Below are 22,340 nucleotides of genomic sequence, written 5' to 3'. Positions count from 1 at the left end.
GAGTCTACACCATTCCTTCAGCGTTTTTGTTCTTCTTATAATATACTTCCGAAACATATCTTTTCCCGCCGCTACCGCGTTTTAGCTGCACAACGATATCTACAACGGTTAAAATATACTTCTTTACTTCTTCAGGCGGCATACCGAGATCAGCTTGCATAACCATAAGCTTTAACTGCTCAATTGCCATAGCAGGACTATCAGCATGCAGTGTCGATATTGAACCAGGGTGACCGGTATTAATAGCACGCAAAAAACTAAAAGCTTCTTTACCTCGAAGCTCACCGACTATAATTCTATCCGGTCTTAAACGCAAACAGGCTTCTATTAAATCTTGAGTAGCAACATTTGCTCGCCCCTGTCCTCCTTTGGAAGCAAGTAAATGCACTCTGTTAGGATGGCTTGATAGTACAACCTCACGAGCATCTTCTACAGTAATTAATCTTTCTATTGCAGGTATTTCAGTAAGTGCCGCATTTGTAAAAGTAGTTTTACCGGTTGAAGTACCGCCGCTAATTATGATATTTTTCTTTGAAACAACTGCATGTCTAATAAATTCTTTAATCTTTTTTTCAGCTAAGAAATTATTTAAAATTACTGCATCTTCATCTACTAAACTCTCTGTTGCAGTTTCATCAAATGCCCCCATTTTAGCGTACTCGTCTAAAGTTAAATTCATACCGCTAGGCTTTCTGATAGAATAAATGATTTGTCCTATTTCACAAGCAGGAGGAAATACTATTTGAATACGGTAACCATTTGGTAAAGTTGCAGAAAGTAAAGGCTTTTCTTCTGAAATCATCTGTTCGGTAGATTGAGCAACTAAACGTCCTAATGAAAGTAGATGTTCGCTATCCAGTTCCGGTATTTGCTTAGAGTATATATCGCCTTTCTTTTCAACCCATACTTCTCCAGGCTTATTAACCATAATTTCATTAATACCATCTTCAGCAAATAAATTTTTAAAAGGAAGTAAAAACGTCTCTAAGGCTGCGAATTCTTCATTCATTTCATTACCTTCGATTTTAATAAAACGGCTTTTGGGAATGTATAATCCTTATTAACGTATATTCTAACCGGCGTACCTTGATTAACCGTCGTTGTCGGCTTAAACTGCTGCTGAGTTATCATATTTTGTACAACATTTGTAACATCCGTAAAAGCTTGAGTAGAAGCTTGCTGTGCTTGCGTCGGAGTTGATGCTATAGACGTAGTAGTAAGCAAACTTGAAGCTGCCGTATTAACTGCCTGTACTAACGTAGATAATCTCTGATCGGCAGTATTTGCTGACGAAGGATCTTGCGCTGTTGTACATGCTTGAGTCATAGTAGTATAAGCAGTCGAAGTTTTATCGGTAATAGCAGCAAGTACGTTAGTACAAATTGTAACTATCCTAGTATTTGCATCCATCGAGGTATTAGCTGCAATAGTTTGAGCAGTATTTAATAATTGTGTGGCTGTAGCACTATTAGTTGCTGCAGCTTGCGAGTCTATAGGAGGCGGCACCAACTTATCAAGGACTTTAGCAAGACCTATATTAAAGCCGGATTGTAAAACCGCATTTGCAAATTGTTCTTTATATTTATTATCGACTCTTCCTTGTATCCCCGGTCTACCTAAATTATCGACCGCAGGTGAATCAAATTCTATAGTATAACCGTTGGTTAAATCTATTCTATCCCATATTATAGCAACTCTACCGTAACTGTCTGATGAAGTTGAGGTTGCATATTTACCGAATATTTTTGATCCTTTCGGTATCAATATAACTTTATCTTTCTCAGAAAATACGTCTCTACTAATAATGGCTCTTATTTCACCGCCGAGATCACTATTTATTGCCGTCTCAAGCACTGCATCAATTAATTTACCGCGTCCGAGAACCAAAGACATATCACCGCGATCTTTAAATGTTGCTTCTGCCGTAATCTGTTCCGGTGTTTTTTTAGGCTCTACACCACCAACCAACACTATAGATGATTTTCTTTTTGCTTCACGACGTTTCTTCTCTTCATCGCTCTCAACTAGCGTTCCTGAGGTCGAAGGCAACGAAACCGGCGGCAATGGAAGCGTTTTGTCTTTATTCTCTTCTACAGGAGTAGTAGGAGGTAAAACCGGTGGAACTTCTACTACCGGAGGAGGAGGCGGTGGGGGAGCGGTGGGCGTCTCAAGCTTAGGCGGATCAGGTAACTTTGGAATCTCCGGAATATTATCCTCAACATCCGTAACAGGTTTTACAATATTACTCGGCACCTGAGTCTCCGGTATCTCTTCTTTTTTAGTACCGAAAAAAAGAGTATAAAAAATATATATAAAAATACCGCAAATTACAACTACTATTGCAATACTCTTATTAAAGCTAACTGAAACTTTTGATAATTCTCTTTGTACTTCAGGCGAATCTGCTCCTGATAAAGAACCGGTATTATTATTATTATTATTTTGCTCTTCAGCCATATCTAAATTATATTAGTTAAAGTGTTTTTGTTATTATTAAAAAAGTTGTCATACCGTGGCTTGTCTCTATATAGTGTACGGACGTTTAGGATGTCATTCCACACGAACAAGCTTTCATGAGAACGACAGTGATCCTACTAAAACCTTGCCATGCAATTACTGTTTTTCTTAGGATAGTAAAATTTAATTACATATACTAAATCCCTTTCGTTACCCATCATAAGTTCCGTAGAAGCGATATCAAATTCATATGTTCTTTTATTAGTTATAATAGTCATATTTGTACGAATATCTTTTTCAAGGGGTTTTATAAATAATCTATTTGCCAGAGGAGTTATTTTCCACGCATAAGCATCCCCAAGAATTATATTTTGGATTTCTTCGTTTTTAGCAAATTCTATATGCGATTGAAAGCCAAAATGCAGAACTAACAAATAAACTTCATTTGGATTATATATATAAGTTTTTATCCTATTATCTTTAGTTATAGATAAATCATCTACATAATAATTATTACTACTATTACTACATGGATCATCTTCTATAAGAGGACATTTAGCTTGAGCTATAAAACTACTAAATAATACAAAAACTAAAAAACAAAATCTAACTATTGTCATCGTCTACCCTATATCCGTTAACTTGGAATCCTACCGGATTTATATCAAGTTCTGAACCTGTTAATTGCATAGGCACGTAAGCATAACTTACTACCGCTATTTTATTATAAACTAATTGGCTTCCTGATGTTTCATTTACGGAAAATCTAACTATATATTTATCTGCTGCGATTTTTGACCATGATTTTATTACTAAAAATGTAGTATTATCTTCTTTATATTTTAAAGTAGGATCAAAATCTTTATTTCTTATATAGCCAAGATAATTATAATAAACACCGCTTGTTGAAAATAATCTTATTGTCGTACGAGCTAAAGTAGTAAAATCAACCGGATTATATGTTTCCCGTGCCGTTATATATTTCTTTATAAAATACCTTGTAAGCGACTCATCCGCCGTTAATACCGGTGATGAAATAGGTTCTACCACCGAGGCACGTCCGGTATTACTATTAAGCTGAATAACAAAAGGATCAAACTGTTTAGATTTTACTACAAATGCTATTACTAAAGTTGATATAACCACAAAAATGGTTAGTAGTATTATTAATATGATAAGTAAGTTACGTTGAACAATTAACTTATCAGATCGCTCTTCATACCAATTCTGAGTAATTTTTAAAGGATTAGCCGATTTAATACTTTCTTGATTTTGTGTATCGCCTGAACCGCTTTGCGAGTTATTACTTGATTTAAAGAAGCCAAATATATTATTCATATCAAAGGTATTTTTATTATTACATTGTTATTGTGTAAAACTATTGCTTTTATGCTATATTTACTGAATTAACCGGTCTTCTTATACAAGGATTTACGCTTAAACTCGATCCATCATCTATATCAGCAGAAACGCACGGGCTTTTAATTTCATAAGGAGCTGAAGGGGTACATGACAACAATTGAGAAAGCATAATTAATACTAATAAAAACTTTAATGATTTTAACATTCTAATTATACATTATTAAATTATCTTGTTACTGTTTTAAAATTACCTTACTATACAACAGTTCACAAGCATTTTTTGAAAAAATCTATTTATAAATATTAAAAAGATTGTCAACTAATGCGAATAGCGAATTATACTCAAATGATTTGGAGAATTGGAATGTAAAACGAGGAGCAAACACGCACAGCCTATACTTAATAGGTGAGCATGTGAGTTCCACGAAGTTTTGCAGAACCGATTCTTCAAAGCAGAATGAGTATACAATAATAACTATCATCAATAATTATTATTGTATAATTTTAATTTATAATTTATTTATTTTAATTTTAAAGTTAAATAATATTTGGTATTGTAGCAACAATATAAACTTATTTTATAGCTTAAATAATATTAAATTAACAAATCATAATCATATTATAATAATTATGATAGACTTAAAACAAAATAAAATTAGCTATTAATCTAATAAATGCGAATAGCGAATTACTTTGTAATTTGTTATTGACGATAGTAATTATGGACCCATTAACCAAAGCAATACAAGAATATATCAAATCCGGCGAATATTTTATTGATGCAAGAAAATGGTATAATTTTAAGTATATCTTACCGTTAAGTCATAGAAGTCTTCTACTTTTAATATGCACGATTTTTACCTTATTATTCACCTTAATTTGTATAAATATCGATATATTGCTACCAATAAACGAAAAAGTAAGTTATTTAATAAAAGATGATGCCGAAAAACAAGCTACCGTTACTAATACTAAACATTCGTCATTAGCAAATCCTTATATTTCCGTTGCAAATATTATGCTTCAGAATTATGTAAAACAACGAGAAGAATATAATTATGATATATTAAAAGAACAATTTACCTTTATCAAAAATGCTTCTACGAGTATTGTTTATATGCAATTTGCTAATTTTATGAATATTGATAACCCATTATCACCGGTCATAAGATATCAAAAATTATATAAACGCTCAATTAATATATTATCAATTAACAATATAAATGATAATGAGGCAGTTGTTACTTTTGAATCATTGGCAAAGAACAGTACGGGTGAAATCTTAGAAAATATGCTGTGGGAATCAAGGATAGGGTTTATAATGGATTCTATAGGTATAAATATATCGCCGGATACAGCATTTAATTTTACCGTTACTAGTTACAAGCTAAAATTATTAAGGAATAAAAATCAGAAATAATATGAAGAAACTAATAATATTTAGTACTTTTATACTACTTACATTAAATGTCTTTGCTCTTACTACATCACGACCTTTAGGTCGAGACCCACGTCTAAGAGTTATGACTTATAACCCTGACGATGTTTTTAAATTTACAGGATATTACGGCTATCAAGCAAGTATCGAACTAGCAAGAGATGAGGAAATAGTAAGTATTTCTATGGGAGATACTACTTCATGGCAAATAGTGCCTGCCGGTCATAGGATTTTCATCAAACCGATGGAACCGGATGCTACTACTAATATGACTTTAATTACTAATAAACGGACTTACTTCTTTGAACTATATGCCGCAGAAACACTCGATATGCGTGCCCCTGAAATGGTCTTTAACGTAAAGTTTCTTTATCCGGATGACGAAAATGACAATATGAGCGGTCATATGCAAACTTTTTCTGCTTCCTTGGCAAGTCCTGATCTTACTCATCCTGAAAAATATAACTTTAATTACTATATTAGCGGCAGCGAAGCAATAGCTCCTATTAAAATTTTTGACGACGGCGAGTTTACCTATCTTCAATTTAGGGATAAAAACGCTGAAATTTCCGGTATTTTTGCCGTAGATGATTCACTTCGAGAATCTTTAGTAAATTATCGCCTTGCTCAAGATAATCCTAATATGGTAATTCTTGAACAGGTTTTTCCTAAGCTCGCTATACGTAAGGGCAAAAAAGTCACATGCGTATTTAATCAGTCTTTCAAAGAGTACTAGTAATGTCGCATTTAATATATTTCTTTGCCTTGATTTTACTAACTAACGGCTTATTTATAATGCTTACAAGCCGTAATTATATTCATAAAATTATCGGGCTTGGGATCTTTCAAAGTTCGGTATTAGTATTTTATTTAAGTCTTGGAAAAATTAAAACAGGCGGTGTACCTATTTTACAAGAGGGTATCACTACTTACACTAGCCCTTTGCCTCATGTATTAATGTTAACTGCTATAGTAGTTGGGTTTGCTACTCTTAGTGTAGCTTTAAGTTTAATATATCAAATTTATAAACATTTTGGTACAATATCAGAAAGTGAAATTAATTTTGATAAATGATTTTCTCAACTATGTCATTCCTCTATTCGATTATGTCATTCTTGCCGTCCTTTATGTCATTCCCGCTTTCGCGGGAATGACATCGGCTCCATGCAACAATGCCTCACGGAAATGACATAAATATAAGTTTTGAATAAAGTTCCATGATCCTAGCTAACCATTTCCCTATCATACAAATATTACTTCCTTTATTCGGGGCTTTACTCTCAATAATATCTTTTCGCTTTACTACCTTTGCACGAGTAATTACTACAGTTTGCATTTTATCTAGCCTTTTGGTCAGTATTTATGGATATAGCATTATACAAAATACGGAACTATCTTACACCATGGGAGAATGGAGTTCAAAAATAGGAATAGAATATCGACTAAATTCGTTAAACCAAGCTATTATTATTTATCTTAATCTTGTCTTATTATTCTTTTTAGTTTTTTGTCATAAGATTACTAATCAAACAATCTTAAAATATATTAACAACAATAGAAAATCTTTATTTTACGGTATATTATTATTTGCTCACACCGGCTATTTAGGAATGATTGCTACTCACGATTTCTTTAACCTATATGTATTTATAGAGATTTCGGCACTTAGTAGCTATGTCTTAATAGCACAAGGGGCTAATCCAAAATCTTTAATTGGAGCTCTTGATTATTTAATCATGGGTAGTATCGGTGCAACTCTTATTCTTATATCTATAGGATTTTTACTAAGCATTACGGGCAGCTTAAATATGTACGATGTTGCAGCTTATTTGCAAGAACATCCTAATTCTCGTATAACTACTATAGCTATCGGTTTTTTCTTAATAGGTGCTATTTTAAAAACAGCTTTTTTCCCTATGCATTTTTGGATGATGAGAGCTTATAATAACACGGCTTCAGTTATTTTAGTATATTTAGCAGGGATTTCTACTATAATAGGAATATATATAATATATAAATTTACTTATATTATTATAGGCTATGAGACAATTAAAACAGCTATTACAAATTTTATAAGACCTACCGCTTTAGCTACTCTTATTATGGCCCCGTATTTTGCTTACCAGGCAAAAGACTTCAAGAATATTATAATTTATTCATGTTTTACTCAAATAGGTTATGTATTCCTATTATATGTTACCGGGGGCGGTATAATACTTTTACCAAGCTTATTACTTGCAGATAGTATAAATAAAATAGCTCTTTTCTTGATAGATGCTTATAATGAAAGCTATAAAAGAAATCCTAACAAAGTTTTAATAATAATTGTTATTATTTGCAGCTGCGGCTTACCTATCAGCCCGTTATTTTTTATCAAAGTAAATATTCTTGAATTATTATTAACGCAAAATCTACTATTAGATTTTGTTATAATTTTACTCAGCTCCGTAGGATCATTATTTTACCATTATAAAATGGTGAAAGTTATTTTTTGGAAGAATTAATTAACCTTTGACATTCTGGTACAATATATTATAATTAACTAGACAACAGACCAGTTAATTATATGTATAATTCTATTACAGCCTTCGATGCTAAAACTCATTTTTCTAAATTATTAGATCGTGCTAGTAAAGGCGAAGAAATTCTAATTACCAGAAGAGGGAAAGTAGCGGCCAAAATTGTTCCAATCAATACAGAATATGATATTGAAACTTCAAGAATAGCAGCAATCAGACTCCGCAAACTTGCTAAAGAAATTAATTTACAACCTTCTGATTTTGAAGAGTGGTTAAATTATAAAAATGAAGGTAAAAAGTAAAAATGTCACCTTTTGTTTTAGATTCCTCAGTAACTCTTTCATGGTTTATGCCTGATGAAACAGCAAATTTAGAAATATTAGATAAAACTGTAGCAGGAAAAGCAATTGTCCCTGCTATTTGGGGGCTTGAGATAGGAAATATTTTATTATGTGCTGAACGTGCAGGACGTCTTACAACAAAACAACGTCATCAAGCAATTTATACTCTCAAAGATATATACATCAAAATTGATCAAACAACTTTAGAGCATACCTGGCTTGAAACAATGGACATAGCAACACAATACGGATTAACTCTTTATGACGCTAGCTATTTGGAATTAGCATTACGTTATGGAATACCTATAGCAACACTTGATAAATCCTTAAAGCGAGCAAGCAAGATTGCAGGAATTATCACGATTTAAACACCTGTTTAGCTTATCATGATTATACAATTTACTACTCCGAGTCTCTTAATCTTATCAACTTTGCTAGTTGGTGCATTAAATTTAACAAGTCCGTATGCCACTAGTAAAGATAGTTTTATACGTAATTTCTTACTTATTATTATCGCTATTTTTTTCTTCGGTAATATTTTAATTATTGATTGGTTATTTTTAAAAGGTATCAGAGCAGGATTTGAATTTAATATATTTGCTAATTATTCCATAGGTTTTTATCTTGAACCTTTAGGGCTTATATTCTTGAGCTTAATAGGCTTTTTATGGATTTGTGCTTTACTTTACACTCCACAATATCTTGCTATTAATAATATAGAACACTCTTCTAGATTCTTATTGTTCTTTAACTTAACTATTCTGATCGGAGTTTTAATTGCTTTATCTAGCAATTTGTTCACGATGTTTATTTGCTATGAGCTTTTAACTATTTCTACTGCTTTTTTGGTAGGGCATACCAAAAATAATATAGTACTTAGCGGGTTATACAAATATCTAAAAATTCTGATGATTTCTGCCACAATATTATTTTTACCGGCAGTGATAATTATTTATGCTAAAACCGGTAACGGAGATTTTGCAAGCGGTAGTCTAGTAGAAAATTATTTTTCTAAAAACCAATCAATTATTTTATTATTAATGTTTATTTTTGGAATTGCCAAAACTGCAATTTTTCCGGTACATTCGTGGCTTCCTGCCGCTATGGTTGCACATTACCCCGTTAGTAGTTTACTGCATGCCGTAATAGTGGTTAAAACCGGATTATTTTGTATTTACAAAATCCTATTATATATATTCGGTTTATCATATTTACAAAGGGTATTTGCCGAGTTTAACTGGTTAATTTTTATACCGATAGTAAGCATATTTTACAGCTCAATCAAGGCACTAGGCACGGATAATATCAAAAAAATACTTGCCTATTCTACTATGAATCAACTAAGCTTAGCATTGCTTAGTGCTTTCATGTTAACGCCTAAAGCACTCGGGGCTGCAATCTTACATTTAGTTTCACATTCTTTTACAAAAATCTGCTTATTTTATAGTATGGGAAGTATTTATAGTTTAAAGAAAACCGATCAAGTACAGGCTTTACATGGTACATTCAAAGAATTTCCTTTAATTTCTTTTATTATATCTATCTCTTCATTATCACTCATCGGTATACCTATCTTTAGCGGATTTATTAGCAAATTCTCAATATTACTTGTCGCAAGCGAGCAGAATCAAATCATCGTTATGATTGTCGTAATAGCTAGTAGTATATTCTCAAGCCTTTACCTTCTCAAAATATTAAGCTCTATTTACAAACCTTCTTTGATAGAATCCAGCGTAACAAAGCTACTTCCCTATTCCATGCGAATCAGCATAATAATTTGTGCTTTAGCTATAACATTATTTTACTTTATTCAAATCTTAATCAGAGAATTTTTAGCTTATATTACATGAAACATATTTACATAATTTACGTATAATCATATAATATGTAAATATGGTAATTATTTTTAAGGATAAATATGGCACAAATTATTAGAGCAACAGAAGTTGTACGATCTTTTTCGGATATTATGAATAGAGTTTACTATAAAGGCGAGAGCTTTGACGTTCAAAAAGGTAATAATATTATAGCAAGAATTACGCCTGCAGAAACCAAGCCTTCTATAGCAGTAAGGGACTTAGAGGAAGCCTTTAAAAATGGCCCCCACCTTGATCCTGAAGATGCTGATCAATTTCTGAAAGATATCGAAGAAATAAGACGCAACACCAGAATAGACATTAAAAAATTATATCAAAAATGGGATTAATAATTGATACCTCAATATTTATAGCTTTAGAAAGAGGGAAAATAACTACTAAAGCTTGGTCAAATTATGATAAAGCTTTTATCAGTCCTATTACATTAACGGAATTGTTAATGGGAATTGATAGAGCAGATAACGACAATAGGCGTATAAAACGTTTAGATTTTATAGAGTACGTAAAAATCTTATTTACTATATTACCTTTTGGCATCGAAGAAGCATATACATACGCCCGCATTATTCATAATTTGTATAAAACAAATATCACTATCGGTACTCATGATTTACTAATTGCTGCAACGGCAATTACAAATAATTTTCCAATACTAACTCTAAATGTAAAAGACTTTAAAAGGATTCACGGGCTAGAAGTGTTAACAGTTTCTTCTAAAGATTAAAATGTTTATTCAAAACACCCAATTTGCATTTTCGCTAGCTAATTTTGAACTTGCTTTTGACCTTAGCTCTCAAAATCAATTAATAGCTTTAGCATTCTTAATTGTTACCGCTATCTTAAATCTTTATACAATTTCTCAAAATAGAAAATTTGAGACGCTAATAGGTAGTTTATACTGTTTATCCTCTATTATATGTGTATTTGCAGCTGATTTTATTTCCATGATCATTTTGCTTGAATTCATGACGATTTGTGCCTGCATAATTATTTTTTGTGACCAATTAAAGATAAAACCGGTACGCCAATATTTTCTTACGCATTTATTCAGTAGCGGGTTAATTTTAATCGGCATGACTCTTCTAATTCAAACAACAGGTAATACAGCTTTTATTTCCTTAACTGAGTTAGTATACAATGCTGAATTACCGGCAATATTCATACTTGCAGGTTGTTTGATTAATGCCTCAGCTATTTTTGTAAACGGATGGGTTGTTAATTGCTATCCTATAGCTTCAAGTAGCGGTGTTGTATATTTAATTAGTTTTACTACTAAAGTTACTTTAATTATCATTTTAAAATTATTTAGCGGTCTTGAGATACTTAAGTTTTTTGGAATATCAATGATCATTTACGGGTTAGTATTTTCTCTAATTGAGAAAAACCTTAAACGATTGATATGTTATCTTACCGTATCACAGCTTGGTTTTATATTAACGGCTATTAGTATAAACTCACCTAGTATTGCTTATCTTATTACAAGCTTTATATTCATACATATATTATATAACGGACTATTTGCTTTATGTTTCACTTATATAGAAGATGAGTACGATATTAAAAATTACCAAGATCTTAAAACCGCCACCAATCCTATTTTACTAATTGGATTTATAATTAGTATATTAATATATACCTCTATGCTGCCTATTAGCTCTTCTTATATCAAAGATGAAATAGCTAATATTTTAAACGAAAATAATGTAATGCTATTTTCCAAGATAGTAACTTGTACCGTGTTATTTGGGTTGTTGTTGGAAAGTATAGGTAATTTGTCATACCGCGACTTGATCGCGGTATCCAGAAAAAAAATAAGCAATGATAATAAATATTTATGGATACCGCGATCAAGTCGCGGTATGACAAGTGTGGTTTACCTCTCTTTCTGCATCATAACTTTATGCGTATGTTTATTCTATCCTGTTCAAATATCACATATTGCTAACTTCAAGCTAGTCATTCCTGCAATCTCGCTATTATTAGCTTTAATATTTAGAAAAATACCACGTATTTCAACAGCAGACATCAATCTTGACTTATACCAATATATTGAAAAACTTATATATTTTAGTATCGATAAATATAAAGAAACGGCAGACAATAATGAAGATGCGGAAGAATATCTTAATTTTAAAGTTATTTGGGGTAATATTTTAAGTAAAATATCTGCTTGGCATAATCAGCAAACTGCTATATTTATTGTATTATTTCTATTAATTAGTTTGATTTTAACATTGCAATATTAATAACATATGAAACCACCAATAACAGATAAACAAAATTACAGCTTTGAGCTTCATGGACAAACAATACACGATGATTATCACTGGTTGCGTGATCCTAAATGGCCAAAGGTAAAAGACTCTAAAATTTTAGATTATTTAAAAGCCGAGAATAAATATACCGAAAATTTCTTTGCCGATCTGCAAAAGGATAAGGAAAAGATTTTTGAAGAATTAAAAGGACGGATCAAATTAGATGATGAATCGGTTTATGTTAAGAAAAAAGATTATTACTATTATACAAGAGTAGAGGGGGATAAAAATTATCCGATATATTGCAGAAAACATAATAATATTAATGCTCCTGAAGAAGTAATATTAGATGCTAACCTTCTTGCTCCAAACGGTGGTTTTACCGATGTTGCCAAAGTTGCAATGTCACCTGATCAAAATCTAATGGCTTATAGCGTTAATTTTACAGGTAACGAAAAATACGATATCAAAATATATAATCTTAAAGAACAAGAATACCTATCTGATAATGTAAAGGATATTGCTCCTACTATAATTTGGCATGAAAAATTAAACGGCTTTTTCTATATTACTATTAATGAGAATCAACGTTGGGATAAAGTAATGTTTCATCGTTTAGGTGAAGATGTTTCTCAGGACAAATTAATATTCGAGGTAAAAAACCCTCTTCATTTCATTAGTAGCAAGAAATCAGCAAGTCGTGAATATATTTTTATAAACTCAGGTGATCATAATGAAAATGAAATTTACGTAATTTCTATGCAGGATGATAATTTCACTCCTAAACTAGTACGACCTGCACAAAATAAAATATTCTATGAAATAGAACATGAAGGCGATTATTTTTATATTAAAACTAATTATAAAGCTAAAAATTTCCATGTTGTAAAGCTGCCGGTAAATAATTTTGAAAACACTAGCCTAGATGATATTTATATTAAAGAAGAACAGGATAAATATTTAAAAAGCTTTGATATTACAAGTAATTATTTAATCTTAAATTATCGTGACCAAGGTTTACCGCTAATTAAAATAAAGCGATTCAAAAATCTACAAGAAAAAATAATTCATTTTCCCGATGAAAGTTTCCAAGCAAGTAGTTTTTCTACAAACTTTGAGGAAGACGATATCAGAGTAAATTACTCTTCTCTAGCAAGACCAAGTACCACTTATAGCTACGATTTTGACAGCAATAAATTAACGATATTAAAGCAGCAGGAAATACCTTCAGGCTTTAATCCGAAGGAGTATAAAGTAGAGAGAATATTTGCAGATAGTGATGACGTAAAAGTACCGATTACTTTATTCTACAAAAAATCTTTATTTAAAAAAGACGGCTCAAACTCTTTATATCTAATGGGGTACGGAGCTTACGGGATTAGCATGCCTGTCAATTTTAGAAATACGGCAGTAACGCTTGCCGATCACGGCTTTATTTACGCGGTTGCTCATATTAGAGGCGGCGATGATCTAGGTCATGATTGGTATGAAGCAGCGAAGTTTTTAACCAAAAAAAGCACCTTTGAAGATTTCATAGCTTGTAGTAGAACTTTAATTAAAGAGAAATATACAAGCAAACAAAATATAGTCATAATGGGCGGTAGTGCCGGCGGTATGCTAATCGGTTATGTACTTAATGAAAAACCGGAAATCTATAAAGCGGCAATCGCTCATGTACCGTTTGTAGACGTGCTGAGTACCATGCTTGATGAGAGTTTACCGCTAACTCTCTTGGAATATAATGAGTGGGGTAATCCGAAAGAAAAAGAATATTTTGAATATATTAAATCTTATTCTCCTTATGATAACGTAAAAGAACAAAACTACCCTGCTCTATTCATTACTTGCGGTATATCCGACCCACGTGTAGGTTACTGGGAACCTGCTAAATGGGTAGCAAAATTACGAGAGCTAAAAACGAACAATAACCCATTATTATTAAAAATAAATATGGATACAGGACATACCGGTTCTACCGGCCGTTTTGATTATCTGAAAGAAACAGCTGACGAATTAGTATTTATTTTTAGAGTGTTTAATGTGGAAATTTAAGAGGTATATGTCATTCCCGCGTAGGCGGGAATGACATAGTAACAATTACCCAATATAAAAACAATGCATAAAAATTATCTAGAACAATTACAAAAATTACCGATTACTTTAATTTTACTAATTAGCTTAATTTGCTGTATTGGTTTCATTGTGCTTTATTCTGCAGCAAATAGCAATTTGCAGCCTTGGGCTTACAAACAAATTATAAATTTTTGTATATTCTTGCCTTTAGCTATTATTATTGCATTAATTGATTTGCGGATAATCTTTAGGTTATCGTATATCTTTTATTTTTGCGTACTGGCTTTACTAGTAGCCGTGGAGCTTTTCGGCTCAACTGCCATGGGCGGTAAAAGATGGATCGATATCGGTATAGTTAAACTTCAACCTTCCGAACCGATAAAAATCGCTGTTGTATTAATGCTTGCTAGATATTTCCATTCACTAACAATTGACGATCTTACAAAACTTCATAAAGTTATTATACCGATTATAGGAGTTTTAATACCGGCTTTTCTAATCATTAGAGAGCCAGATCTCGGTACAGGGATGATTGTTTTAATTGTTTCGGCAATTATATTTTTTGCAGCAGGTTTTAGAATAAAATATTTTATAATACTAGGCCTTGCTACTCTTGTTAGCCTGCCTATTGCTTGGAATATGATGTATGATTATCAAAAAAAACGGGTGATGGTTTTTTTAGATCCGGAACATGATCCGCTCGGTGCTAGCTATAATATTATTCAATCCAAAATCGCTATAGGTTCAGGTAGCTTATTTGGACGTGGTTTAAATCAAGGTAGTCAAAGCCATTTAGATTTTCTTCCCGAACATCAAACCGATTTTATCTTTGCTACCTTTGCTGAAGAATTCGGCTTTATAGGAGGAATGTTTTTATTAATATTATATTTTGCACTTATAACTATTTCTTTATTAATTGCCGCAAATTGCCGAGAGATTTTTAGTAAATTAATGGTAATAGGTATCACTTCAATTTTATTTAGTCACGTATTTATTAATATAGCTATGGTGATGGGCTTACTTCCCGTAGTAGGCGTACCCCTGCCGTTTATTTCTTACGGCGGAACAATGATTGCATCTATGCTAATCGGTTTTGGACTTGTGATGAATGCTCAGGTACACGGACATACCGCTTTAAACTAGATTCAATTATATCTGTAAAAAATACGGTATTATTTAATTGGTCACAACAAATTAATAATAAGCTGCATTTTCTTATTTATCGTATAAAGCGAAATTTCCTATTGACTTTTATATAAAACAGTATAGATTTCTTTACAAATTAACTTTTATAAAGAAATTATGCTAGGCTACAAAAAGGAGCAAAGAAGCTTAACAAGAGAGGATAAAGAAAGTATAGCTTTTTTATGTATAGGAACGTTTTTAGAATACTTCGATTTGATGTTATATATTCATTTAGCAATTTTATTAAATGAATTATTTTTCTCTCCTAATAATTCTTTGTCTGATTTTCTTATAACTTCTTTTGCTTTATGTTCAACTTTTATTTTTAGACCTATAGGAGCTATAATTATTGGTTGGATAGGTGATAATATAGGTAGAAAGCCTACAATTATTTTGACTGCCCTACTAATGTCCATTTCTTGTATTACAATTGCTATTTTACCTCCATATGCTCAAATAGGAGTCACTGCTTCATGGATAGTTATATTATGCCGAATAGCCCAAGGCATGTCATCTATGGGGGAAATAGTGGGAGCGGAATTGTATCTTACTGAAAAGCTTAATCCCCCAATACAATACCCTGCTGTTGCTGTGATATCAATTTTTGCGAGCGTTGGTTCTGCAGTTGCTTTAGGAATAGCTTGTTTGGTTACTTCTTTTGATTTTAATTGGCGTATTGCTTTTTGGTTTGGTGCAGGAATAGCGTTTGTCGGATCATCTGCTAGAACTAGACTACGAGAAGCACCAGAATTTGCCGATGCAAAACTTCAACTACAAAAAACTTTAGAGCAAGTTAAATTAGATAAAAAATTACTTCAAAATAATATAATATGGACAATGAAAACTAACAAAAAAACCATTTTATCTTTATTCTTGATACAATGCATATGGCCTGTATGTTTTTACATAGCTTATATTTTGTGCGGTAACATTTTAAAAACTAACTTTGAATATAGTGCTGCAGATGTTATAAGACAAAATTTTTATGTTTCAATGGTTTATTTACTAGGATTAACATTTTTAACTTATTTAAATTATAAAATATATCCGTTGAAAGTTCTTAAAGTGCAATTATACATGTACTTTATTTTTAGCTTAACCAGCCCATACTTATTGAACCACGCAAGTTCTGTAACTGAGATTTTTATAATCCAAATTCTTACCATGTTACTTAGACCTGATATATCTTCAGCAATACCTATATTTTTTAAACATTTTCCTATATTTAAGCGTTTTAGAGCAACTAGCTATATTTTTGCTATAGTCCATGCTTTAATGCATATAATAAATACGTGTGGTCTTATGTATTTAGTAAAAATTTGTGGTAATTGGGGATTAGTTATCATAACAATTCCAATAGGTGTAGGTTATATATTTGGATTAGATCATTTTATAAAATTAGAAAAAGAGGTTGGAAATTATCCTAAAGAGCCATTTGTAAATTATACCCAAAAGACTGTTGTATAATATGTAAATATTGAAAACAGAGTTGTATGATTTTACTTTGTACAATTGGTATTTCCAAATACATAGCTAAAGTCACAAAATTTGCTAAAGTCTCTTCAATAATCTTTTTCGCTTTCTCAGGTGATTTAGCTCCCAAAGTTTGGATGTTATGTATACGATCAAATAATTTTATGAGTGCAGTATCATATCTTTTTTGTCTAACTAGCAAATTCAGACTTTCCTCACTACTTATTTTTCCGTAAGGTTTGATTCTAGTTAAACCCTCTACGTGCTTTGCAACTTCTAGCCCAAAAATGGTGGTTATTACTTCTTCGGTAAGTTCTGTATCTTCAATAGTATCGTGAAGCAGTGCGGCTTGCAGCATAATAGCGTTATAGAGCTTAGGTACTTCTTCGGCTACAAATTCAGCAAACATATAAGCCACTTCGATCGGGTGAGAATAATAAGGTTCACCCGATTTACGCATTTGAGAGCCGTGATATTTGCGGGCGTAGTAGATACCTTTTTTAATTTCCTCTATAATCAACAGGGTTTTTTACTTTAGTGTTTAAATATTCAAGTTTATCAAGTAATTTTTTACCATAAACACAAATTTCAAACTTTTCTTTCCAAGAGCTTAAACCTTCCATAAAAAGTTATTTTATTTATATTAATAATAGTTGATTACAATTATAGTAAAAATTTAAAAATTGTAATAATAAATAGCTTTTTAATCCTTTAGTATTTTAACAACTATTATTCTGTTTTATTAGTTGCTTTAGCTTCTTGTTCCTGCTGTAATTTATACTCTGCTACTTTTTCTTCTACGTAATTTAAAAAGAAATAAGTAAAAGTTAAAAAACTAGTAAGAATAATAGCAAAAGTTATTAATATTAATTTAAGCTCTTTCCTTGCATTTTCAGCTTTTAAACGCTTTTCTTCCTCTTCATCAATATAAGATTCAGAGGTTAAAATTTCTTCTTCTTTATTGTCCATATTTTAACTCTTTAAAATTAACTTATATATGAATGATAGAGCTTAATTATCACCTGAGAGAAGTAATCTATAGCAGTAATTAAAATAAGTCAATAACTATAATTGTTGATTGTAATAATCATATATTTAATAAATCCTCTTTCCCTAAAAATACTGCACGTTCTATTTGACGACGTTTAACAAGTCCTTCTAGTTTTTAACATAGACCCAATAAGCGCGATTCATATATGGATTTAGTAGCAGACGGAGTTTTTAACTAGAGAAGAATTTTTGCGTAAGGAAACACAATTAAAAGAACGTCAATACGAATCAAACGAGTTAATTAAAAATTATGACGTAGTAGATGACAAGTTATCTAAAAAACTTCTAGATTTTATAAATGTAACGACAAATGCGTATGAAACTTTTAAAGGTTCGACAATTGCCGAAAAAAGGAAATTTTTAAATTTGGCTTTCCTGTTCAATGAACTTGAAAAAGTAGCCAACTGTACGGAATGGCTCCCCGGGCCGGATTCGAACCAGCGACCGAACGGTTAACAGCCGTTTGCTCTACCACTGAGCTACCGAGGAATAATTTTAGATAACTTCTTATAACAAATCTTTTCTATAACGTCTAGCGTTTTCTTTATATAAAATAAAAAAAATTAATACAGATCAAGCGATAAAAAATTACTCATCACCTATTTTTAAAGCAGCAATAAAGGCAGATTGCGGGATTTCGATATTACCGTACTGTCTCATTCTCTTTTTACCTGCTTTTTGCTTCTCAAGAAGCTTACGCTTACGGGTTATATCACCGCCGTAACATTTAGATAATACGTCTTTACGCAGGGCTTTAATAGTCTCACGGGCAATAATACGGCTACCTATACTTGCTTGAATTGCTATATCGATTTGCTGTCTTGGTATCAAGTCCTTTAATCTTACACATAACGTCCTACCCCTCTGCGCGGCACGAGAGCGATGTACGATTGTCGATAACGCATCAACCGCCTCACCGTTAACCAAAATTCCAAGTTTAACAAGCTCGGAAGGTTCATAAACATCCATTTGCCATTCAAAACTTGCATAACCTTTAGAGCAGCTTTTTAAACGATCGTAAAAATCGTAAACTATCTCATTTAACGGTAATTTATAAACTATTCTAGCCCTGTTTGCTATGTAGCTATGATCTAGCTGCACTCCCCTTTTTTCAGTACAAAGCGATAATACTGCACCTAAAAACTCATCAGGTACCATTATAGTTGCCTTAATCCATGGCTCTTCCATTGACTCGATTTTGTGCAAATCAGGTAAATCTGCGGGGTTATGAATTTCCAAGCTCTCACCATCCCGCATATAAATTTTATATACCACACTTGGTGCGGTAGTAATTAAATCTAAATCAAACTCCCTACTTAAACGTTCCTGAATTATCTCTAAATGTAGTAACCCTAAAAAGCCGCACCTAAAGCCTACTCCGAGTGCTGAGGAGCTTTCCATTTCATATTCAAAGCTGGCATCATTAAGGCGCAATTTAGCAAGCGAATCCTTTAGATGCTCAAACTCTGAACTATCTGTCGGATAAAGACCGCAAAACACTACAGGTAAATTTGGTTTAAAGCCAGGCAACGCTTGCTCGCAAGGCTTTTTCTCATCAGTTATAGTATCCCCGACTTTACAATCCGCTACCTGCTTTATAGAAGCAGTAAAGAAGCCGATCTCCCCTGCATATAAAACATCCGAAATATGTTTTTTCGGAGTAAGATATCCAACATTCTCAACTGTATAAACTGAGTTTGTAGCCATCATTTTAATACGCATATTCTTACGTAAAGCCCCGTCAATAATACGTACTAAAATAACCACGCCAAGATATGGATCATACCAACTATCAACAAGCAAAGCTTTCAAAATATCAGAACTACTTTCTTTTGGCGGAGGTAATTTATTTACTATCGCTTCTAAAACTAAATCAATCCCTATACCGCTTTTAGCAGAAATTAGCACAGCCTCGTTTGCATCAATTCCGATTATATCCTCTATTTGCTGCTTAACCTGCTCAGGTTCGGAAGCGGGTAAATCAATCTTATTAAGCACCGGTACTATTTCGTGATTATTCTCGATTGCTTGGTAAACGTTTGCAAGCGTTTGTGCCTCTACTCCTTGCGTACTATCAACTACCAATAACGAGCCTTCACAAGCGGCTAAAGACCTACTAACTTCATAAGCAAAATCGACATGTCCCGGTGTATCCATTAGATTCAAATAGTAAGTATTGCCGTCTTTAGCCTTATATACAAGCTTTACTGTTTGTGCCTTAATAGTTATGCCTCGTTCTTTTTCGATATCCATCGAATCTAGCACTTGTTGGCTCATTTCTCTAGCCTGAAGCCCGCCGCAATGTTCAATTAACCTATCAGCTAACGTAGATTTACCGTGATCGATATGAGCAATTATTGAGAAGTTCCTTATATATTTTTGATTATTCATAATTATTGTGATATAATTTGCATTTGTTTATTGGGGTTATCGCCTTTGTCATTCCCGCGTATGCGTGGATCAATTCCACCCCAAACAATCACGATAATATATAACAAAATCAAAATTTATAACAGGAAAAAATAATGCGAGCCGAAATAGAAAATTATGTAAAAAAAATTGAGCAATCTTTAGAATTGCTTGAGAGGTCTCTTTGATGTCGAAACTTCGACTAAACGATTAAAAGAATTAGAAGAACTAACAACAAACCCTGATTTATGGAATGATCAGGTTAACGCACAAACATTACTTCGAGAGAAAAGTGCTTTAGAAGAAAAACTAAATGCTTTTAATAAACTCAAATCTAATTTAAAAGATACTTTAGAACTTGAAGAACTAGCCGACACCGAAAACGACTTAGAAACACTTTCACGAGTTGAACAAGATCTTAAAAATTTAAGCATAATTGCTGCTAAATTTGAAACGGAATGTTTATTTTCAGGTGAAGCAGATGGGAATAATTGCTTTTTGGAGATTAATGCCGGAGCAGGAGGAACTGAAAGCCATGACTGGGCATCTATCATGATGCGTATGTATTTGCGTTTTGCCGCAAGATTAGGCTTTAAAACTGAAATAATCAATATGATTAACGGCGAAGAAGCAGGCATTAAATCATGCACGATTAGGATAATAGGCAAACGTGCTTACGGCTGGTTTAAAACCGAAGCAGGAGTTCATAGGCTGGTGCGTATTTCCCCGTTTAATGCGGCAGGTAAAAGAATGACCAGTTTTGCAAATAGCTGGGTATATCCCGAAATTGATGATAATATAGCAATTACTATTGAGGATAAAGATTTAAGAATTGATACTTTCAGAGCATCAGGAGCCGGCGGGCAGCACGTTAACACTACAGATTCTGCCGTACGTATCACCCATATACCGACAGGAACGGTAACGCAATGCCAAAGCGATAGGTCACAGCATAAGAATAAAGCTCAAGCTATGAAAATGCTTCAAGCCAAACTCTATGAGCTTGAAATGCAGAAACGCACAGACAGCGTTAACGAGCAGAATGCAGCTAAAACCGATAATAGCTGGGGACACCAAATTAGGTCATATGTCCTGCAACCGTATCAAATGGTGAAAGATTTACGTACCGATTATGAAACTTCCGACACTAGAGGAGTGCTTGATGGTAACCTTGAAGAATTTGTTTCCGCAAGCCTTGCTATGAACGCCGGTAGTAAGAGATAAATTATTTATATGTTTTACTCTATGTCATTCTCGCTAGGCTTTATTGCGTGGATCGAAAAACGTACCTAGCGTCATACCGTGGTGGTCAAGCCACGGTACCCAGAAATACAACTTACAATACTAATTAATCGGTATCTCTCTTGCGTCTTGTTCTTTAACCTCAGTGCGAGGTAGAATAATAGTAAGTATTCCATTCTTAAGGCTTGAAGAGATATTTGTTTGATCTACATCTTCATATAATGATATTACATAATTAAAATTTTTATTCATATAATTATCTGAATCATCAGCTTTATTTTTTGCTTCTATATTCCCTGTAATAAATAATTTATTGCCGTTTACTTTAACCTTAATTTGACTTTTATCAAATCCAGGTACTTCCATAACAATAATATACTGCTTATCTTTAGTAATAAAATTGCTTTTTATGCTATTAGATTCATACAACAGCAATCTATTTTTAAATAAATTATCAATATTTGTAATTTGATTATCTATTAAATCCGCTACTTGACGCAAAGGTGTCGCATGACCGGCATCATAATTCTTATTAGCCATTGCAATATTACTAGATAAAATAATAGCTGCTATAGACGGAATATATAATCTTACACTCTTTAACATAAAACCACCTTTAATTTTGTTAGTTATATATTTAAATATATAAAATTATCTAT

22 protein-coding genes, 1 tRNA gene and 1 pseudogene are annotated in these 22,340 nt (G+C 32.5%); 14 read left to right on the top strand and 10 right to left on the bottom strand.

Features of this window, described 5'->3' with window-relative positions; translation table 11 throughout:
• Positions 1–4: 4 nt before the first annotated feature.
• From virB11 to ACIAS7_RS04350, 5 genes are all read right to left on the bottom strand, one after another.
• Positions 5–1,009: a P-type DNA transfer ATPase VirB11 gene (virB11, locus tag ACIAS7_RS04370; RefSeq protein WP_473198355.1), complete on the bottom strand. Its 1,005-nt coding sequence runs from the start codon at positions 1,007–1,009 to the stop codon at positions 5–7.
• A complete protein-coding gene (locus tag ACIAS7_RS04365; protein ID WP_473198354.1) occupies positions 1,006–2,457 on the bottom strand; it encodes a TraB/TrbI/VirB10 family type IV secretion system protein in 1,452 nt (483 codons plus the stop codon). Before ACIAS7_RS04365 ends, virB11 begins: the two co-directional genes overlap by 4 nt.
• Before the next feature lie 137 nt (positions 2,458–2,594).
• Positions 2,595–3,077, bottom strand: coding sequence for a TrbG/VirB9 family P-type conjugative transfer protein (locus ACIAS7_RS04360; protein ID WP_473198353.1), 483 nt, complete (start codon positions 3,075–3,077; stop codon positions 2,595–2,597).
• Positions 3,064–3,795, bottom strand: coding sequence for a VirB8 family type IV secretion system protein (locus tag ACIAS7_RS04355; protein WP_473198352.1), 732 nt, complete (start codon positions 3,793–3,795; stop codon positions 3,064–3,066). Before ACIAS7_RS04355 ends, ACIAS7_RS04360 begins: the two co-directional genes overlap by 14 nt.
• Positions 3,796–3,844: 49 nt before the next feature.
• On the bottom strand, positions 3,845–4,024 hold the full coding sequence (locus ACIAS7_RS04350) for a DUF2706 domain-containing protein (protein ID WP_473198351.1): 180 nt from the start codon (positions 4,022–4,024) through the stop codon (positions 3,845–3,847).
• 516 nt (positions 4,025–4,540) lie between these two features.
• Here ACIAS7_RS04350 and ACIAS7_RS04345 point away from each other — a divergent pair.
• The 13 genes from ACIAS7_RS04345 to ACIAS7_RS04285 all read left to right on the top strand — a co-directional run bounded on the left by ACIAS7_RS04345 (position 4,541) and on the right by ACIAS7_RS04285 (position 16,974).
• A complete protein-coding gene (locus tag ACIAS7_RS04345) occupies positions 4,541–5,239 on the top strand; it encodes a VirB8 family type IV secretion system protein (RefSeq protein WP_473198350.1) in 699 nt (232 codons plus the stop codon).
• A gap of 1 nt (position 5,240) precedes the next feature.
• The gene (gene virB9, locus ACIAS7_RS04340) at positions 5,241–5,993 is read left to right on the top strand and encodes a P-type conjugative transfer protein VirB9 (RefSeq protein ID WP_473198349.1); all 753 of its coding nucleotides are present in this window, start codon (positions 5,241–5,243) and stop codon (positions 5,991–5,993) included.
• Positions 5,994–5,995: 2 nt separating this feature from the next.
• Positions 5,996–6,331 (top strand): Na+/H+ antiporter subunit C, encoded by a 336-nt coding sequence (locus ACIAS7_RS04335; protein WP_473198348.1) that lies wholly within the window; start codon positions 5,996–5,998, stop codon positions 6,329–6,331.
• Between the two features lie 143 nt (positions 6,332–6,474).
• Positions 6,475–7,761, top strand: coding sequence for a proton-conducting transporter transmembrane domain-containing protein (locus ACIAS7_RS04330; RefSeq protein ID WP_473198347.1), 1,287 nt, complete (start codon positions 6,475–6,477; stop codon positions 7,759–7,761).
• A gap of 62 nt (positions 7,762–7,823) precedes the next feature.
• On the top strand, positions 7,824–8,078 hold the full coding sequence (locus ACIAS7_RS04325; RefSeq protein WP_473198346.1) for a type II toxin-antitoxin system Phd/YefM family antitoxin: 255 nt from the start codon (positions 7,824–7,826) through the stop codon (positions 8,076–8,078).
• A gap of 2 nt (positions 8,079–8,080) precedes the next feature.
• Entirely contained in the window at positions 8,081–8,485 is a 405-nt protein-coding gene (locus ACIAS7_RS04320) for a type II toxin-antitoxin system VapC family toxin (protein ID WP_473198345.1), read from the top strand.
• Between the two features lie 18 nt (positions 8,486–8,503).
• The gene (locus ACIAS7_RS04315) at positions 8,504–9,967 is read left to right on the top strand and encodes a proton-conducting transporter transmembrane domain-containing protein (RefSeq protein ID WP_473198344.1); all 1,464 of its coding nucleotides are present in this window, start codon (positions 8,504–8,506) and stop codon (positions 9,965–9,967) included.
• A 68-nt stretch (positions 9,968–10,035) separates the two neighbouring features.
• On the top strand, positions 10,036–10,323 hold the full coding sequence (gene vapB, locus ACIAS7_RS04310) for a type II toxin-antitoxin system antitoxin VapB (protein ID WP_473198343.1): 288 nt from the start codon (positions 10,036–10,038) through the stop codon (positions 10,321–10,323).
• Positions 10,314–10,718, top strand: a complete 405-nt coding sequence (locus ACIAS7_RS04305) for a PIN domain-containing protein (protein ID WP_473198342.1) — start codon at positions 10,314–10,316, stop codon at positions 10,716–10,718. Before vapB ends, ACIAS7_RS04305 begins: the two co-directional genes overlap by 10 nt.
• A 1-nt stretch (position 10,719) precedes the next feature.
• Entirely contained in the window at positions 10,720–12,240 is a 1,521-nt protein-coding gene (locus ACIAS7_RS04300) for a proton-conducting transporter transmembrane domain-containing protein (protein WP_473198341.1), read from the top strand.
• Positions 12,241–12,246: 6 nt separating this feature from the next.
• The gene (locus tag ACIAS7_RS04295; RefSeq protein ID WP_473198340.1) at positions 12,247–14,301 is read left to right on the top strand and encodes a S9 family peptidase; all 2,055 of its coding nucleotides are present in this window, start codon (positions 12,247–12,249) and stop codon (positions 14,299–14,301) included.
• Between the two features lie 63 nt (positions 14,302–14,364).
• On the top strand, positions 14,365–15,465 hold the full coding sequence (rodA, locus tag ACIAS7_RS04290) for a rod shape-determining protein RodA (protein ID WP_473198339.1): 1,101 nt from the start codon (positions 14,365–14,367) through the stop codon (positions 15,463–15,465).
• A gap of 159 nt (positions 15,466–15,624) precedes the next feature.
• A complete protein-coding gene (locus ACIAS7_RS04285; protein WP_473198338.1) occupies positions 15,625–16,974 on the top strand; it encodes an MFS transporter in 1,350 nt (449 codons plus the stop codon).
• On the opposite strand, the pseudogene ACIAS7_RS04280 reads toward ACIAS7_RS04285, so the two are convergent.
• From ACIAS7_RS04280 to lepA, 4 genes and pseudogenes are all read right to left on the bottom strand, one after another.
• Positions 16,931–17,603, bottom strand: a pseudogene (locus ACIAS7_RS04280) (HD domain-containing protein). The gene ACIAS7_RS04285 and the pseudogene ACIAS7_RS04280 overlap by 44 nt on opposite strands.
• 106 nt (positions 17,604–17,709) lie before the next feature.
• A complete protein-coding gene (locus tag ACIAS7_RS04275) occupies positions 17,710–17,949 on the bottom strand; it encodes an RP671a family tick cell line-upregulated protein (RefSeq protein WP_473198337.1) in 240 nt (79 codons plus the stop codon).
• A gap of 495 nt (positions 17,950–18,444) precedes the next feature.
• Positions 18,445–18,519: transfer RNA gene (locus ACIAS7_RS04270), tRNA-Asn, on the bottom strand.
• 99 nt (positions 18,520–18,618) lie between these two features.
• Complete coding sequence (gene lepA / locus ACIAS7_RS04265; protein ID WP_473198336.1) at positions 18,619–20,421, bottom strand: translation elongation factor 4; 1,803 nt, start codon at positions 20,419–20,421, stop codon at positions 18,619–18,621.
• 134 nt (positions 20,422–20,555) lie between these two features.
• Between lepA and prfB the strand changes: the two genes are divergently transcribed.
• A protein-coding gene (gene prfB / locus ACIAS7_RS04260) for a peptide chain release factor 2 (protein ID WP_473198335.1) occupies positions 20,556–21,663 on the top strand; the annotation gives its coding sequence in 2 pieces (ribosomal slippage) (positions 20,556–20,624 and positions 20,626–21,663; 1,107 coding nt in all).
• Positions 21,664–21,783: 120 nt separating this feature from the next.
• Here prfB and ACIAS7_RS04255 read toward each other — a convergent pair.
• The gene (locus ACIAS7_RS04255; protein ID WP_473198334.1) at positions 21,784–22,287 is read right to left on the bottom strand and encodes an Hsp20/alpha crystallin family protein; all 504 of its coding nucleotides are present in this window, start codon (positions 22,285–22,287) and stop codon (positions 21,784–21,786) included.
• Between the last annotated feature and the right edge of the window lie 53 nt (positions 22,288–22,340).

It is taken from the genome of Rickettsia sp. 109562A South Dakota (assembly GCF_055791265.1).
Note: the sequence above shows the minus strand (reverse complement) of the source record. Positions and strands in the feature narration are given on the sequence as shown.

What these genes read in the sequence shown, in the direction of transcription:
- ACIAS7_RS04285 (WP_473198338.1), top strand. Translation starts at nt 15,625, where the DNA reads ATGCTAGGCTACAAAAAGGAGCAAAGAAGCTTAACAAGAGAGGATAAA.
- virB11 (WP_473198355.1), bottom strand. Translation starts at nt 1,009, where the DNA reads ATGAATGAAGAATTCGCAGCCTTAGAGACGTTTTTACTTCCTTTTAAA.
- ACIAS7_RS04320 (WP_473198345.1), top strand. Translation starts at nt 8,081, where the DNA reads ATGTCACCTTTTGTTTTAGATTCCTCAGTAACTCTTTCATGGTTTATG.
- ACIAS7_RS04350 (WP_473198351.1), bottom strand. Translation starts at nt 4,024, where the DNA reads ATGTTAAAATCATTAAAGTTTTTATTAGTATTAATTATGCTTTCTCAA.
- ACIAS7_RS04255 (WP_473198334.1), bottom strand. Translation starts at nt 22,287, where the DNA reads ATGTTAAAGAGTGTAAGATTATATATTCCGTCTATAGCAGCTATTATT.
- ACIAS7_RS04345 (WP_473198350.1), top strand. Translation starts at nt 4,541, where the DNA reads ATGGACCCATTAACCAAAGCAATACAAGAATATATCAAATCCGGCGAA.
- lepA (WP_473198336.1), bottom strand. Translation starts at nt 20,421, where the DNA reads ATGAATAATCAAAAATATATAAGGAACTTCTCAATAATTGCTCATATC.
- ACIAS7_RS04300 (WP_473198341.1), top strand. Translation starts at nt 10,720, where the DNA reads ATGTTTATTCAAAACACCCAATTTGCATTTTCGCTAGCTAATTTTGAA.
- ACIAS7_RS04335 (WP_473198348.1), top strand. Translation starts at nt 5,996, where the DNA reads ATGTCGCATTTAATATATTTCTTTGCCTTGATTTTACTAACTAACGGC.
- vapB (WP_473198343.1), top strand. Translation starts at nt 10,036, where the DNA reads ATGGCACAAATTATTAGAGCAACAGAAGTTGTACGATCTTTTTCGGAT.
- virB9 (WP_473198349.1), top strand. Translation starts at nt 5,241, where the DNA reads ATGAAGAAACTAATAATATTTAGTACTTTTATACTACTTACATTAAAT.
- ACIAS7_RS04275 (WP_473198337.1), bottom strand. Translation starts at nt 17,949, where the DNA reads ATGGACAATAAAGAAGAAGAAATTTTAACCTCTGAATCTTATATTGAT.
- ACIAS7_RS04315 (WP_473198344.1), top strand. Translation starts at nt 8,504, where the DNA reads ATGATTATACAATTTACTACTCCGAGTCTCTTAATCTTATCAACTTTG.
- ACIAS7_RS04325 (WP_473198346.1), top strand. Translation starts at nt 7,824, where the DNA reads ATGTATAATTCTATTACAGCCTTCGATGCTAAAACTCATTTTTCTAAA.
- ACIAS7_RS04295 (WP_473198340.1), top strand. Translation starts at nt 12,247, where the DNA reads ATGAAACCACCAATAACAGATAAACAAAATTACAGCTTTGAGCTTCAT.
- ACIAS7_RS04305 (WP_473198342.1), top strand. Translation starts at nt 10,314, where the DNA reads ATGGGATTAATAATTGATACCTCAATATTTATAGCTTTAGAAAGAGGG.
- ACIAS7_RS04355 (WP_473198352.1), bottom strand. Translation starts at nt 3,795, where the DNA reads ATGAATAATATATTTGGCTTCTTTAAATCAAGTAATAACTCGCAAAGC.
- rodA (WP_473198339.1), top strand. Translation starts at nt 14,365, where the DNA reads ATGCATAAAAATTATCTAGAACAATTACAAAAATTACCGATTACTTTA.
- ACIAS7_RS04360 (WP_473198353.1), bottom strand. Translation starts at nt 3,077, where the DNA reads ATGACAATAGTTAGATTTTGTTTTTTAGTTTTTGTATTATTTAGTAGT.
- ACIAS7_RS04365 (WP_473198354.1), bottom strand. Translation starts at nt 2,457, where the DNA reads ATGGCTGAAGAGCAAAATAATAATAATAATAATACCGGTTCTTTATCA.
- ACIAS7_RS04330 (WP_473198347.1), top strand. Translation starts at nt 6,475, where the DNA reads ATGATCCTAGCTAACCATTTCCCTATCATACAAATATTACTTCCTTTA.